The organism is Mucilaginibacter flavidus, assembly GCF_024055575.1.
Lineage (GTDB): Bacteria > Bacteroidota > Bacteroidia > Sphingobacteriales > Sphingobacteriaceae > Mucilaginibacter > Mucilaginibacter flavidus.
The window spans coordinates 742,322-757,379 of record NZ_JAMXOE010000001.1 but is presented as its reverse complement, the minus strand read 5'-3'; the positions used below and the strand labels follow the sequence as shown (position 1 = coordinate 757,379).

The window sequence follows — 15,058 nt, the reverse complement described above, 5'->3', positions numbered from 1 at the left end:
GATTACTTAAAATTATTAAACTTGTAACTCACCCCCAAAAACACATACCGCTGAATATTTGAATAGCTGATAGTTTGCGTATAAGTAGGCCCCACGTAATTGTTATAGAATTTAAACGAATTGAATATATCATAAGCCTGCAGCCAGGCCGACACATAGTTTTTAAAGAAACTCCTTTTAATTTCACCGTTCATTGAAAATGAGTGGTTGTTATTGATATTATGGCTATAAGTAAAAAGTGGGAACAGTGAGACTTCCGATTTTAGAGCGGTTAATGAAATTCTGTCAGAATAAGTAAACGTAATTACATTACTGCTGCCGGTGCCAAAGTTAAATTTACTGTATGATGCGGCTAACAGCGGGGTTAGCGTAACCAGTGATTTTACAATTGGCAGCGTGGTTGATACCGATTGATTAAACAATATACCGCTGTTTAATACGCGCTGGCCGCTCACAAATGAAGGGTTTTCCTGGTAGCTTAACGAGCTGGTTGAATTAATATAGCGCTGATTGGCAAAGTTTTTATTAAACGAAAAAGAAAGCGCGCCCGATTTGGCATTGCCCACATTGGTGGTAACACTGCTTAAAAATGTGCCCGCAGATACAATTGCATAGCCAAATTTAGAGGTATAATAGTTGAATTCGCCGCTGAATAAAAGCGATTCGGTATCAGAACTTTTTAAGTCATACGCAGCTTTAATGCTGTAATTGTCCTGGGGCTTAAGGTTGGGGTTGCCGCTCAATTGCGACACAAGGTCGAAATTACTGTTGAGGCTGCTGAGCTGGTGTATATCCGGATATGTGGTAACTAAAGAGTACGTGAGCAGCAGGTTTTTGCGCGGGTCGACTTTATAATCAGTTTTTAAGTCGAAGTTCACTTTAAAGGAGTTATTTGCAGTCCCGTCGGCCGTGTGTATATCTTTCGAATTGAATATCCCGGTAATGTTGCCATCAAATGAAACTTTAGAAAAAGTGTGTTGAAATTTTAGCCCGGTCTCCAGGTATTGGTTATAAATGCCGGCAGGGGTGAGGTAGCTTACAACGGCATCGCTTTTTATATCGTCGCTTTCAACAATATCGTCCTTTTTGTAATTGGCAAAAATGGTGATATAGCTGTTTTCGCCCAAAGGTTCGGTATAGCTGTTGTTTATCAGCAATTGCCGGTTTGTTACCAGGCGTTTACCATCAATAAAATAGGTTTTTGTTATGTTGTGGTTCAGGTTATAAATATTGTTGCTCTCGTTTATGTGATAGCTATTATCGTTATAAATAGCGCTCACATTTAGCAGCCGCCCTTTTTTTGAAGCAAACCGGTGCAGGTAGAGTACTCTGCTCGATGAATTTTCGGTTAACGTGTTGTTTAGTCTGCCAACCTTCGATATCGTGTTGGTACTGTCTGATTTTATTATATAATTTAACGAGTCGCGCACCCGGGTATTAACAGAGCCAAACGATTGCGAGATATTGAAGCTGTTGAGCGGGTCAGTGCGGTAGTTAATATTGAAATTTGCGTTGTCGATGCCCCAGGTTTTTATGTTTGAGGCATTGGTGGTTTTCGAAAACTGGCGGATATCCAAATCATTCCGCTCTGAAAGCGAGGTGTAAAGCTTATTGTCCAGCCTGCCCTTGATCTCAAAATTAACATCTAATTTTTTAGCAACAACATTACGATAGGTAAACCTGGCGCCGCGCGCATTTAAGCTATTTCCCGTGGCCGAAAAGCTTATGGATGGTGGCTTTATCAGGTTATCGCCGGCGTTTACGTTGTTTAGATTCAAGTCAAGCGATAGCTGTTGTTTGTTCCGATATGCATACAGATCGGTATTTGCCAGGTAGCGCGTTGAAGTACCACCGCCCGCATTGGCGTTGCCAAACTTGCCTTTGTTGTACTGGGGTTTTAGCGTTAGGTTCACTTTTACTACAGGTCGTAATTTGGTGGTATTGGTAGTACTATCGATATTGGTTTCAACCACCTGTATGTTCTCCATGGTTAGGGCAGGCAGCAAATGATAAATGTCGAAGTTGTTTTTGCCAAAAAAATCACCGCCATCAACCAGGATATTCGATACCAGGTTGCCCTTGTAATAAATGCGGCCGTTTTTGTCTTTTGTAAAACCGTAGTTTCCCGAAAACAGGTCGTCCATCATTATTGAGCGTTCAAATTTATTTTTCGAAAGGTTAATGTTGGTGGTATCGCTGTACCGCCTTTTGGCATTAACTTTTACTTCCTGCAGTTCAATTTTGCCTGGTTTAAGCGCGAATGTACCTAAAAGGTAATTTTTGTTTTGCAACTGTTCAGCACTGAATTTCTTATCGATTTTTAAATCCTGGTAATTAATGCTGGTTATTCTCAAAACCGTCATCTGTAAATACAAACTCTGTGGAATTTTAAAACGACCCCGGCTATCGGTTGCGGTGCGGTAGGTAACATCGCTGCCTTGCAACAGCATAATATTAGCGCCTTCAACCGGCAAATCACTGTCTTTATTTACAATCTTCCCGGTTACAAAAGCCGTTTGCGCGTAAGCGCGCCCTGTAGATATAGCCAACAGGAGCATCAGAAACAGGCCCGGAATTTTTATCATTAAATTATAAAAAGGTTTATGGTACAAGTATAAGGTATTAAGGCTGGTAATAAAAAATATGTTTAATTTACAGTTAATGGATTAATTGAAATAAATTGCTCAAAAGTTAATCACTCGCCATTATCAAAGCTCCGCCCAATATTAAATATTAAGCATAAGTGGCTTTATACGCTTCCATTTATGCGATGTGCTCCTTTAAAATAAACGGACTGGTGTTGGCAATAACTGTCTATATAACAGCATATCGCATTTTTTTCCGTGTTAAAATAACGATAGTTAGCAGGTTTATATCTAATGGATGCTGGGATCAGGCACGATAAAAATAGCCAAAAAAACTATTTGAAAAAATAGTTTAGGATTTAAATAATAATATAATATATTTGGGTACCAATTAACCTAAACGATTAACCAACACGAAGATTTTGTGGCAACTGGCGGTGGAGTTACCCGCTGTTTACCAGTTTCGGCATGCTTCGGAAATCCAACAATTAAACAATTTTTTTACTCAAAAACCTGAGCCTTTAAACAATTTGAACTGACCGAAAACCTAATAAATTATTTAGTATCTATTAACCTTTAAAAAAACCTTTATGAAAAGAATTTTTCTGCTATGCAGCATATTATGCTGCGCGGCACTGTCGTGCTTTGCCACAATTACATTCAACCATCCAAACGTTACTTCCGGCGGCACCATTGTGTGGACCGCAGTTGGTGAAACCCCTTCTAATCACATTGATGCCGCCAGTTTAAGCTCGCCAATGTATGTTATTACCTGCCCGGGCATATCGCAAGACAACCCGCCGCCTTACGGCACAGGCGATGGAAATTTCTCTGACTATTTCCATATGGGAATATTGAGCGTGCAAGCCTACAACTGTACTACATTTGCACCAACAACTATTTCAATAACATGTACAAGCACCGGTCTGGTTCCTGTAAACATCGATATTAACCTGCATTTTATGATGAAGTTTGATGTTTGCGGCGGCGCCAATGGGACAACCACAACCGATATAGCGCCGGGGGCAACCTTGTTCCCTGTCGGGCAATTTGGCAACTCGCAGCGGTCGCAAGTTTTTACCCGAAATAATTGCGGAACAGGTTCAACGGGGTCAAGCGTAACGTATACGGTAATACAAAACACTTACGCGGGCAGCACACAGGCGGCAGCCGATGCCCAGGCACAAACCGATATTAACAACAATGGCCAAAACTATGCAAACTCGCACGGCACCTGTACAGTAAACCCGCCAACCATCAGCTTCGCGGTTACAAACAACAGTGGCAACGGTTTATCAATTACTTTTGTACGCACAGGGCAGTCTAATATTTCGGTAAACTCCCCGGCCCATTCGGGTACCCAGCATGTAACCCTGCCACAAGGTAGCGGATATTATATTGGCTACAACCCATCGGGTACGCCGGTTAATTGCACCGTATCGTTAAGTAATGGTGAGTCGCACCCCAATGCACCGGGTGGCAACTTCAGCCCCGAAACCATTGGTACCGGCGCGGTGGTATCAATGACGGCTAACTAAATAAACTAATTGGGAGTAAAATAATAATTGCAGGTCCCCCGGGGTTAAATCCGGGGGATTTTGTTTTTTACTGACTCTATTTTACGCTATTCTATCCCTATAATTAAGCAAAAGTATGTCAACAAGGTAAAATGCAGTTATAATCTGGTAAAAATCCTTTGAATATAAATTTGCAAACTGCGTACTTTTGGATTCGTTAATTTGGTATGATTAATTCCGGTTTAACGTACTAATTCAAAAGGCTATGATAAAGAAGATTTGCTTATTGGCCCTTGTATCTTGCTGGTTTGCGGCAAACGCCCAAAAGCAGGATTATCCTATACAGCCCGTGCCTTTTACCAGCGTAAAGCTAACCGACCATTTCTGGTCGTCGCGCATCGAAACCAATCGTACTGTCACCATCCCGGCATCGTTTAAGCGTTGCGATAGCACCGGCCGTATCAAAAACTTTGTAATGGCTGCCGAGCACAAAGGCAAGTTTTGCACCGTTTATCCTTTTGACGATACCGACATTTATAAAACCATCGAGGGCGCCTCGTACTCATTAGCTGTTCACCCCGACGCTGCATTGGCAAAGTATGTTGATTCATTAATTGCCATAGTTGGCCGCGCGCAGGAACCCGATGGCTATTTGTATACCGCCCGTAGTATAAACCCGGTACACCCGCTGTCAGCAGCCGGGCCGGAGCGGTGGATAAATGAAGGAAAGCTGAGCCACGAATTATACAATTGCGGCCATATGTTTGAAGCTGCCGCTGCCCATTTCATGGCGACAGGCCAACGCAACTTTTTAAATATCGCCCTAAAAAACGCGGATCTTTTAGTTAAGACTTTCGGTCCTGGTAAAAAGCACGTTGCCCCCGGCCACGAGATTGTGGAAATGGGCCTGGTGCGGCTATACCGCATTACCGGAAAAACTGATTATTTAAACCTGGCCAAGTTTTTTATTGACCAGCGCGGGATAAAACAATACGACAAGAACAGCAAAAACCCTTACGAAAACGGTGTTTATTTCCAGGATAATGAACCGGTTGTTGACCAGGACGAAGCCGCAGGCCATGCGGTGCGTGCTATGTACCTGTACTCAGGCATGACGGATGTGGCCGCTTTAACCGGCGATACCGCTTACATTAAAGCCATCGACAAAATCTGGAATAACATGGTCACCAAAAAAATGTATGTGCAGGGCAGTATTGGGGCCGTTGGCGATGGCGAGCGTTTTGGCGATAATTACGAGTTGCCTAACGCCACCGCTTATAACGAAACCTGTGCAGCAATAGGCAGCGTATTTTGGAACCAGCGCATGTTTTTGCTGCATGGCGATTCGAAATATATTGACGTGATGGAGAAGACGCTTTATAACGGGTTGATTTCCGGGGTGGGATTGGATGGCAAATCGTTTTTTTATACCAACGCCATGCAGGTTACCGACAGCTTTAATCATCCTGATTTGGAAAGGGAGCGCTCTGGCTGGTTTGTTTGCTCGTGCTGCCCCACCAATGTTGTGCGGTTAATTCCGTCTATCCCCGGTTATATTTATGCCCAAAATGGTAACGATGTGTATGTAAACCTTTTCATTAGTGGTACTGGCAATTTAAAGGTGAACAGTAAAGAGTTGAAGATTACCCAGCAAAATAACTACCCATGGGATGGAGGCCTGGCTTTTACTATCGACCCATCGTCAGCCATGGAGATGACCCTGAAAATACGCATACCAGGCTGGGTACAAAACCAGGCTATACCATCAACACTTTATAGCTATCAGCAGTTATCGGCACAAAAAATAGAAATAAAGGTCAATGGCAAGCTGGTTGATTACCAAATGAAAAACGGCTACGCAGTTATCAGCAAAAAATGGAAAAAGAACGATAAAGTTGAGCTAACTTTACCCATGGATGTACAACGGGTAGCGGCTAACATGGCTCTTGTTGATGATATTGGCAAGGTGGCATTACAACGCGGCCCGCTAATGTATTGCGCTGAGTGGAAAGATAATAGTGGTAAGGCAAGCAACCTGGTTGTTCCGAAAAATACTGTTTTTGAAACGGCCTATGAGCCATCGTTATTAAATGGCGTAACCGTATTAAAAGCGACAGTAAAAAGTGTTAATGTTGATGAAGCAGCGCAAACGGTAACTACCGAAAATATGACTATGACCGCCATTCCATATTACTCATGGGCCAACCGGGGTAAGGGCGAAATGACGGTGTGGTTTCCTGAAAAAGTAAAATATATTGAATTGATAACAAAATAATTTATAAACCGTAGTTTTGACAGTATTAAACCAAAAAACCACCGTTTCTACGGTTGAACCAATTATCAAATCAATATTAAAATGATGAGAAAACTATTTTTGTTGACGTGCATGGTCGCCGCCCTTACATTTAGGGCTGCCGCACAGGAAATGTCAATCGACAAGGGATGGAAATTTGCGATCGGTGATTCCACCCAATGGGCATTGCCTGCTTATAACGATAGCGGCTGGAAAGCAGCTGATTTAAGCAAGCCGTGGGAAGAACAAGGTTATAAAGGCGTTAACGGCTTTGGCTGGTACCGGCTTCATCTGGTGATTCCATCATCGATAAAAGAGAAATCGTTTTTAAAAGATAGTTTGCGCATCGTCCTTAATGATGTTGATGATAACGACGAGGTTTACTTAAACGGTAAACTGGTAGCGAAATACGGCGGCCAAAAAGGCACGATAAAAGATGGTAACTACGGACCGCGCAGTTACACCATTGCAGCCAATAATCCTGCGTTGTTGTGGGATAAAGAAAATGTGCTGGCCGTACGCATTTTTGATACCGGCGGTGAAGGCGGTTTATACGGCAATAAATTTACTATGGCAATGGCCGGCATAATGGACCCGGTAACCATAAATACCGATGGTGAGTTCAGCTTTGGCGAAAACAACAGCCTTGATAAAGCCATTAAGCTAACCACCACCAGTAATTACCTTTATAAAGGCAAACTGGCCTTTAAAGTAACCGACCCTGAAAACAGCACCGTACTTTATGATAAAACAAACGATGCCAATTTTACTGCCGGCAAACCGTTTACCTATAAGTTTAACATCGCCAGGCTCGAGAAAAAATCATACCTGGTAACCTATACTTTTACTGAAGAAAAATCCGGCGAGACAGTTACAAAAACTGATGGTACGCCGTATGTACTAACCCCTTACCCAAGTGCTAAACCGATGATCAACGGGCCCGATGTATATGGGGCGCGTCCCGGTAACCCGTTTTTGTACCTGGTGCCTGCGTCGGGTAAAAAGCCTTTGATTTATGAAGTAACCGGTTTGCCCGAAGGGTTAAAGCTGGATGCCAATACGGGCATAATTACAGGTGTAGTTAGCCAAAAAGGAGACTACGCCGTTACTTTAACCGTGCACAATAGCCTCGGCACCAAATCAAAGAAATTCAGCATAAAAATTGGTGGCCTGATAGGCCTTACACCCGCATTAGGATGGAACAGCTGGAACGCGTTTGGCCTTTCTGTTAACGACCAAAAAGTACGTGTGGCTGCCAAAACCATGATTGATAAGCTAAGCGCACACGGCTGGAACTTTGTAAATATAGACGATGGCTGGGAAGCTGAAAAGCGTGCTGAAAGCGGTGAGATTGTAACCAACAGCAAGTTCCCGGATATGAAGGGTACTGCCAATTTTGTACACAGCCTGGGCTTAAAGATGGGGATTTACTCGTCGCCGGGTCCGCGTACCTGCGGCGGTTACTTAGGTAGCTGGCAGCATGAAGACCAGGATGCCAAAACTTACGGCGATTGGGGTATTGACTATTTAAAATACGATTGGTGCTCGTACAGCGAGGTAACGGCTAAAGACCCAAACCTTGATGATATGAAAAAACCTTACCAGGTAATGCGGGCATCGCTGAATAAAATCTCAAGGGATATTATGTTTAGCTTTTGCCAGTACGGTATGGGCCAGGTTTGGAACTGGGGCGCCGAAGTTGGCGGCAATAGCTGGCGCACCACTGGTGATATCACCGATACATGGAAAAGCATGACGGACATAGGCTTTACCCAGATGCCCGCCGCGCCACATGCCGAACCGGGCCATTTTAACGATCCGGATATGCTTATTGTCGGTAAAGTTGGTTGGGGCGATAACCAGCACAATACCCACTTAACGCCTGATGAGCAATATACACACATCAGCCTTTGGAGCCTGTTATCATCGCCCTTATTAATAGGCTGTGATATGGGCAAGTTGGACAGGTTTACACTTAACCTGCTTACCAACGATGAAGTATTGGCGATTGACCAGGATGCTTTAGGCAAAGAAGCATTACAGGCAGTTAAAAAAGACGATTACCAAATATGGATAAAGGATTTGGCAGATGGGGGCAAAGCAGTTGGGATATTTAACACATCCGATAAATATCAAACCATTACCCTTAACCGTGATGAAAACGGTTTTAGCGGGCTTGGTAAAATACGCGACGTTTGGCAGCAGAAATACATCATTACCAGCGGCAATACATATTCGGTAAAAGTTGCGCCGCACGGGGTAATGCTGGTGAAATTGAGTAAGTAGCCACACCCAAACCCTCTCCGCCGGCTGGCGGAAGAGGGCTTAAAAAGAATTAATTGAGTAAAAACATAAATATTAACAAATAACTAAAAGTCTCCTTCCGCTAATCAGCGGGGGAGATTTAGAGGGGGCATATTATGAGCGTAATTTGGAAAGGGGTTTTCCCGGCGGTAACAACAAAATTCAATGACAATGATGAAATGGATTTTGAGGCATTCGATAAAAATATCGAAGCACAATTAGAGGCTGGTGCAAAGGGCATCATCATAGGCGGTTCGCTTGGCGAGGCCAGCGTATTAACCGATGATGAAAAAATCGAACTGTTAAAGCAAACCGTGAAAACGGTTAACAAGCGCGCTTATGTGATATTAAATATTGCTGAGCAAACTACCAGGGCAGCGCTGGTATGTGCCGCCAACGCTTTAAAATACGGTGCTGATGGCTTAATGATGCTGCCGCCGTTGCGCTACAATGCCGACAAGCGCGAAACGCTGGAGTATTTTGCAACTGTTGCCAAAAGCACGCCATTGCCGATCATGATCTACAATAACCCCTACGATTATAAAATTGAGGTTACCCTGGATATGTTTGCCGAATTGGCCCAATATGATAACATACAGGCCGTAAAAGAGTCGACACGTGACGTGAGCAATGTAACAAGAATGATAAACCGTTTTGGAGACAGATTTAAACTATTAACAGGCGTAGATACGTTAGCATTGGAGAGTTTGTTTATGGGCTGCGATGGCTGGGTAGCTGGCTTGGTTGATGCTTTCCCGCGCGAAACCGTGGCGATATTTAATTTAGCCAAACAGGGCCGCCACCAGGAAGCACTGGCTATTTACCGCTGGTTTTTACCAGTGCTTGAGCTGGATATTCATCCAAAACTGGTTCAGTACATAAAGCTTGCCGAAAAGCAAACCGGCCTGGGTACCGAAACTGTAAGAGCTCCACGTTTGCCGCTAATTGGTGAAGAACGTGAACGTATATTATCAATAATTGATAACGCCATTGCCAATCGCCCTGAATTGCCTGCTGGTAGCTGGGGTGTTGAGGTTGAGGCTAATTAGCCTTTTTTGTCATTGCGAGGAACGAAGCAACCGCGAACTATGCAAGACGATTTTGCAGGGTGACGAGTTTGCTTCGTCGTATCTCATCGCAATGACAAGTTTTTTTAATTTTACATACTATGGAAACAAGAAACTTAATAGGCTACAAATACCAACCCGAACAAGGCAAAACATTCAAAGCCATAGATCCTGCTTTGGGCGTTGACCTGCCAGGTGAATTTTATGCCGCCAGTATAGCCGAAGCTGAAGCCGCCATGGTTTTGGCTGATAAAGCTTTTGCCACTTATCGCAACATAGGCAAAGCAAAGAGGGCTGCGTTCTTACGAGCAATAGCCGATGAAATAATTGCCATTGGCGATGCACTTATTGAACGTGCATCAGCCGAAAGCGGTTTACCTGCGCCACGTTTGCAGGGCGAACGCGGACGTACCACCAACCAGCTAAAAATGTTTGCCGATGTGCTGGAAGAAGGCTCATGGGTGGAAGCAATAATAGATACTGCCATACCCGATCGTCAGCCGTTGCCCCGTTTGGATATTCGTAAAATGATGGTGCCGCTTGGCCCGGCAGTAGTGTTTGGCGCAAGCAATTTTCCTTTGGCATTTTCCGTTGCGGGTGGTGATACTGCGGCTGCTTTGGCCGCAGGTTGTCCCGTAGTTGTTAAGGCACACCCTGCACATCCCGGAGCTAGTGCAATGGTAGCGGAAGCTATTAAAAAAGCTGCCGAAAAGACCGGCATGCCCGAAGGCGTTTTTTCGATATTATATGACGATGGTTATGCCGTTGGCGAAACGCTGGTAAAACATCCAAAAACCAAAATAGTAACCTTTACAGGCTCGTTAAAAGGCGGGATGGCCCTGGTGAAAATGGCACAGGAGCGTAAAGAGCCTATCCCGGTATTTGCCGAAATGGGCAGCGTTAATCCTATCGTTTTGCTTCCGCAGGCCCTTGAAAACCGGCCCGAAGAACTGGCTAAACTGGCAGGTCCGATAACCAATAATGCAGGTCAGTTTTGCACGCAGCCGGGTTTATTACTGGCAGTAAAATCTTCCGGACTGGATAAGTTTAAAACGGCGCTTGCCACTGCTATTGCCGGTATCAATTCAGATACCATGCTCACCCCTGGTATCTGCAAAAACTTTAGCAAACTGGCTGAAAGCGTGCTGGCTGATAAAGCTGTAACGGTTATCGCAAAATCGGATAAAATAAACACCGAAAAGTTAAACCAGGGTGCCGCCATTGTGACTGAAATTACTGCTTCAGCATTTTTGGCTGATGACAAGTTTAAAGAAGAAATTTTCGGGCCGTACTCCATGCTGATAGTGGCTGATGACATAGCCCAATTGGAGGAGGTTGTTGATTCGTTACACGGCCAGTTAACCGCCACTATTTATGCCGATGGAAATGAGCTTGCTGCTTATACAAGCATTACCGATATGCTGACAAACCGTGCCGGCAGGGTAATACTTAACGGCCCACCAACCGGTGTTGAAGTTGGTAATGCCATGCAACACGGTGGCCCTTACCCGGCAACCTCAGATAGCCGCTTTACATCGGTAGGTACCTCATCCATCAAACGTTTTGTGCGCCCGGTATGCTGGCAAAACTGGAGCGAGGATTTATTGCCCGACGAATTAAAAACCAATAATCCGCTTAATATCTGGCGGTTGTTTAATAATGAATGGAGTAAAAAGTAGTCCTAAGTCTGGAGTCTTAAGTCGTTAGTCAATTGCGATTTTCGACTCAGGACTTAAGACTCAGGACTTAAGACTGATATGAATAAGACATTCTTCTGCATAGACGCCCACACTTGCGGCAACCCGGTAAGGCTTGTAGCCGGCGGCGGCCCGAACCTTGAGGGTAATAACATGAGTGAAAAGCGCCAGCATTTTTTGAGAGAATACGACTGGATACGCAAAGGACTGATGTTTGAGCCGCGCGGCCACGATATGATGTCGGGCAGTATTCTTTACCCGCCGCACGACCCGGCAAACGACGTAGCTGTTTTGTTCATCGAAACCAGCGGTTGCTTGCCCATGTGCGGGCATGGTACCATCGGCACCATAACCATAGCTGTGGAAGAAGGGCTTATAGTTCCAAAAATTCCTGGAGTTATCCGCATGGAAGCACCTGCTGGTTTAGTGCTGATTGAGTACAAACAGGAGGGAAGCAAAGTTAAATCGGTAAAGCTAACCAACGTGGCATCGTATCTTGCAGCCGAAAACCTGGAAGTTGAATGCCCCGACTTGGGCTTACTAACCGTTGACGTAAGCTACGGCGGTAATTACTATGCCATTGTTGACCCGCAACCAAACTTTAAAGGACTTGAAGATTATACCGCCGACCAGCTAATATCATGGAGCCGTGTGTTACGGAAAAGGATAAATGAGAAATATACTTTTGTTCATCCTCAAAACCCAACCATAAACGGTTGCTCGCATATCCTTTGGACAGGCAAAACTATTTCACCTGAAGCCACTGCACGCAACGCGGTTTTCTATGGTGATAAAGCTATCGACCGCTCACCCTGCGGTACTGGTACGTCAGCCCGTATGGCGCAATGGCACGCAAAAGGAAAGTTAAAAAAAGGTGATAAATTTATACACGAAAGCATCATCGGCAGCCAGTTTATCGGCACCGTTGAAGATGAAGTAATGATAGGCGATAAACCGGCCATAATTCCCGGTATTGAGGGCTGGGCCAGGGTTTACGGGTATAATACTATTAAAATAGATGATGAGGACCCGTATGCATTTGGGTTCCAGGTGATATAAAGCCCCACCCAAACCCTCCCCTAAAGGGAGAGGGCTTTAAAAGAAGAGTTCAAAAAATAAAAACAATTAAAAAGTCTCCCCTTTAGGGGAGATTTAGAGGGGCTTATGAAAGCAATAATAATCGGTGGTGGTGTAATAGGTTTATTTTCGGCATACTACCTGCACAAATCAGGCTGGGAAGTCGACGTTTTGGAGCAAGGCGACCTGAGCGACAATTGTTCATTCGGCAACGCCGGTATGGTTACGCCAAGCCATTTTGTGCCGCTGGCGTCGCCCGGCATGATTGAGCAGGGGATACGCTGGATGTTTGACAGCAAAAGTCCGTTTTATGTAAAACCGTCCTTAAATAAAGAACTGATTGGCTGGGGACTAAAGTTTGTAAAAAGCGCCACCAAAAAGCATGTGGAACGCTCGGCGGAAGGATTGAGGGATATTTCATTACTAAGCCGGAATTTATACCACGAGTTTGAAAAGGACTCGGGTATCAATTTCGATTTGGAAGATAAAGGCATCCTGATGCTTTTTAAATCGGCAAAGGTTGAGGAAGAAGAGATTCACATGGTGGAAAAAGCTACCAAACTTGGTTTGGATGCACAATATTTAACACCGGAAGAAACCCGCAAACTACAGCCGGATATCGAACTGGACATATTAGGTGCCGTGCATTATCATTGTGACTCGCATATGTCGCCCAACAAACTGATGAAGGGATTAGTAAAATACCTGGAAGCAGAGGGGGTGCGCATACACAGAAATACTGAAGTTACAGGAATAAACCACGATGCCGGTAAAATAACATCAGTAATCACAAAGGATGCCGAATATACAGGCGATAGTTACCTGATTTCCGGCGGTTCATGGTCGCCGGGAATAGCAAAACTAGCCGGATTGAGCATACCGCTAATGCCGGGCAAAGGTTATTCTTTTATGGTGAACGACCCGGTTAAAAAAATGACCATTCCATCTATCCTCTGCGAAGCAAGGGTAGCCATAACACCGATGAATGGCGGCATCCGCTTTGGCGGCACCATGGAAATAGGCAAAATAAACAAGCAGGTAAACATGAACCGTGTAAAGGGAATTGTTGAATCAGTGCCCAAATACTTCCCTGAATTTAAGCTGGATGTGCCGGCTGAAAAAGATGTGTGGTTTGGTTTCAGGCCATGCTCACCGGACGGCCTGCCTTACATCGGCATATCAAGTAAATACAAAAACCTGGCTATTGCAACTGGTCATGCCATGATAGGTTTGGGCCTGGCGCCGGCTACTGGCAAGCTGATTGCCGATGCGTTCAATGGTGAAAAGCCAGTGATTGAGGCCGGACTGTTTAGCCCGAACAGGTACGAATAGCTTGAACCGCTGATTTTTATGATTGCGTTGATTTCGCTGATTGCCGTTTGCGAGGCATCATGGCAATCCTGCAATCCTTTAGTCAAAGTTCAGACAAACAAAAATGACCTGCCATTCGGCAGGTCATCTCAATAAAATCTTATAACGATTGTTGTTTACAAAACCGCTGCCGGTTCCTGTGCTTTTATCAGGTCGGTATCAGGTTTTGAGACATCGGTAAGCGCTACGCGGCCGCGGTCTTTTCTTAGTATCCTGTTAAACAGCGATATCTCCCTGTCAAACAAAAATCTGAAGAATAACTTGGTCCACGAAGTATGATAATGCAATGTATCGTAATATTCGGGGGCAGCTTTCCTTATCTCAGGCAGCTTATTCCATGGGATAGAAGGAAAATCGTGGTGCTCATTGTGGAAGCCTACGTTAAATGCAAGTACGTTCCATGAGCCATAATAGCTATAGGTTTCCTGCTCGTCGCTGTGGGTAAGGTAATGTTCCTGTATCCAGCGGGCACCAAGCGGGTGCAGGCCAACCGAAAACGAGAAGCTCAGCAGCAAAAACGCTACCGCCGGCCATCCCATAAAGTACCATATGGCAGTGGTGAATGCTGCCTGTAAAACAAAATTGGTAATAATCCACCCATCAATAGGGTGAATTTCGCGTAAACGCGAAAGACGGAATATTTGGAATATCGGGAAAAACAGCAGCCATAAGGCTTTACCAAAGAACGAGCTTCCTATCAGCTTTGCTTCCCATTTGTTGGGAAGGTCGGCATCAAGCTCATGCACACCCTGGAAAGAGTGGTGTTTGATGTGGTATTTTTCGAATGATATTGCGCTGGGCAATATTTGCGGTAAGTTTGAAAACATCGAGGCCCAACGGTTTGCATTGCCATTTTTAAACAACAGTTTGTGGGTACACTCATGTATCATCACAAAAAGTGCGTGGTCGGCAAAGGCGCCCAAAAGATAGGCAGCGCCAAAAATAATCCACCATGATTGGTCGCGCACAAACCAGGCGAGCACTACCTGGAAAGCCACCAAGCCTATAATGGCAAAAATTGTTATCGGGTTTTTACCAATCAACTGCCTTAGGTGCGGAAATTCTTTTAAGATTTTTTTTGTCCTTATACGGTGCGGCTCAGACTCCTGTGAGTAAACGAAATCGGTTCTTTTTGTCATTAGCTTAA

The 15,058-nt window shown here is 44.5% G+C and carries 9 protein-coding genes; 7 read left to right on the top strand and 2 right to left on the bottom strand.

Going from position 1 to position 15,058, the window contains the following annotated elements:
• Window positions 1–2: 2 nt before the first annotated feature.
• Entirely contained in the window at window positions 3–2,585 is a 2,583-nt protein-coding gene (locus NAF19_RS03320; protein WP_252788337.1) for a peptidase associated domain and porin domain-containing protein, read from the bottom strand.
• Between the two features lie 590 nt (window positions 2,586–3,175).
• Between NAF19_RS03320 and NAF19_RS03315 the strand changes: the two genes are divergently transcribed.
• From NAF19_RS03315 to NAF19_RS03285, 7 genes are all read left to right on the top strand, one after another.
• Window positions 3,176–4,123 carry a DUF5977 domain-containing protein gene (locus tag NAF19_RS03315; RefSeq protein ID WP_252788335.1) on the top strand — a complete coding sequence of 316 codons (948 nt, stop codon included), beginning with the start codon at window positions 3,176–3,178 and terminating at the stop codon, window positions 4,121–4,123.
• A gap of 244 nt (window positions 4,124–4,367) precedes the next feature.
• Window positions 4,368–6,377, top strand: a complete 2,010-nt coding sequence (locus tag NAF19_RS03310; RefSeq protein WP_252788334.1) for a glycoside hydrolase family 127 protein — start codon at window positions 4,368–4,370, stop codon at window positions 6,375–6,377.
• An 81-nt stretch (window positions 6,378–6,458) separates the two neighbouring features.
• Window positions 6,459–8,681, top strand: a complete 2,223-nt coding sequence (locus NAF19_RS03305) for a putative Ig domain-containing protein (RefSeq protein ID WP_252788333.1) — start codon at window positions 6,459–6,461, stop codon at window positions 8,679–8,681.
• Window positions 8,682–8,815: 134 nt separating this feature from the next.
• Entirely contained in the window at window positions 8,816–9,748 is a 933-nt protein-coding gene (locus tag NAF19_RS03300) for a dihydrodipicolinate synthase family protein (RefSeq protein ID WP_252788332.1), read from the top strand.
• Between the two features lie 119 nt (window positions 9,749–9,867).
• A complete protein-coding gene (locus NAF19_RS03295; protein ID WP_252788330.1) occupies window positions 9,868–11,445 on the top strand; it encodes an aldehyde dehydrogenase (NADP(+)) in 1,578 nt (525 codons plus the stop codon).
• 78 nt (window positions 11,446–11,523) lie between these two features.
• The gene (locus NAF19_RS03290; protein WP_252788329.1) at window positions 11,524–12,522 is read left to right on the top strand and encodes a 4-hydroxyproline epimerase; all 999 of its coding nucleotides are present in this window, start codon (window positions 11,524–11,526) and stop codon (window positions 12,520–12,522) included.
• A gap of 105 nt (window positions 12,523–12,627) precedes the next feature.
• Window positions 12,628–13,872, top strand: a complete 1,245-nt coding sequence (locus NAF19_RS03285; RefSeq protein WP_252788328.1) for an NAD(P)/FAD-dependent oxidoreductase — start codon at window positions 12,628–12,630, stop codon at window positions 13,870–13,872.
• A gap of 155 nt (window positions 13,873–14,027) precedes the next feature.
• Here the strand turns inward: NAF19_RS03285 and NAF19_RS03280 are convergent, their stop codons facing one another.
• Entirely contained in the window at window positions 14,028–15,050 is a 1,023-nt protein-coding gene (locus NAF19_RS03280; RefSeq protein WP_252788327.1) for a fatty acid desaturase, read from the bottom strand.
• Window positions 15,051–15,058 lie beyond the last annotated feature (8 nt).

Excerpts from the sequence above, each read along its gene's own strand:
- NAF19_RS03315 (WP_252788335.1), top strand. The coding sequence starts at position 3,176 with ATGAAAAGAATTTTTCTGCTATGCAGCATATTATGCTGCGCGGCACTG.
- NAF19_RS03305 (WP_252788333.1), top strand. The coding sequence starts at position 6,459 with ATGATGAGAAAACTATTTTTGTTGACGTGCATGGTCGCCGCCCTTACA.
- NAF19_RS03290 (WP_252788329.1), top strand. The coding sequence starts at position 11,524 with ATGAATAAGACATTCTTCTGCATAGACGCCCACACTTGCGGCAACCCG.
- NAF19_RS03320 (WP_252788337.1), bottom strand. The coding sequence starts at position 2,585 with ATGATAAAAATTCCGGGCCTGTTTCTGATGCTCCTGTTGGCTATATCT.
- NAF19_RS03280 (WP_252788327.1), bottom strand. The coding sequence starts at position 15,050 with ATGACAAAAAGAACCGATTTCGTTTACTCACAGGAGTCTGAGCCGCAC.
- NAF19_RS03285 (WP_252788328.1), top strand. The coding sequence starts at position 12,628 with ATGAAAGCAATAATAATCGGTGGTGGTGTAATAGGTTTATTTTCGGCA.
- NAF19_RS03295 (WP_252788330.1), top strand. The coding sequence starts at position 9,868 with ATGGAAACAAGAAACTTAATAGGCTACAAATACCAACCCGAACAAGGC.
- NAF19_RS03310 (WP_252788334.1), top strand. The coding sequence starts at position 4,368 with ATGATAAAGAAGATTTGCTTATTGGCCCTTGTATCTTGCTGGTTTGCG.
- NAF19_RS03300 (WP_252788332.1), top strand. The coding sequence starts at position 8,816 with ATGAGCGTAATTTGGAAAGGGGTTTTCCCGGCGGTAACAACAAAATTC.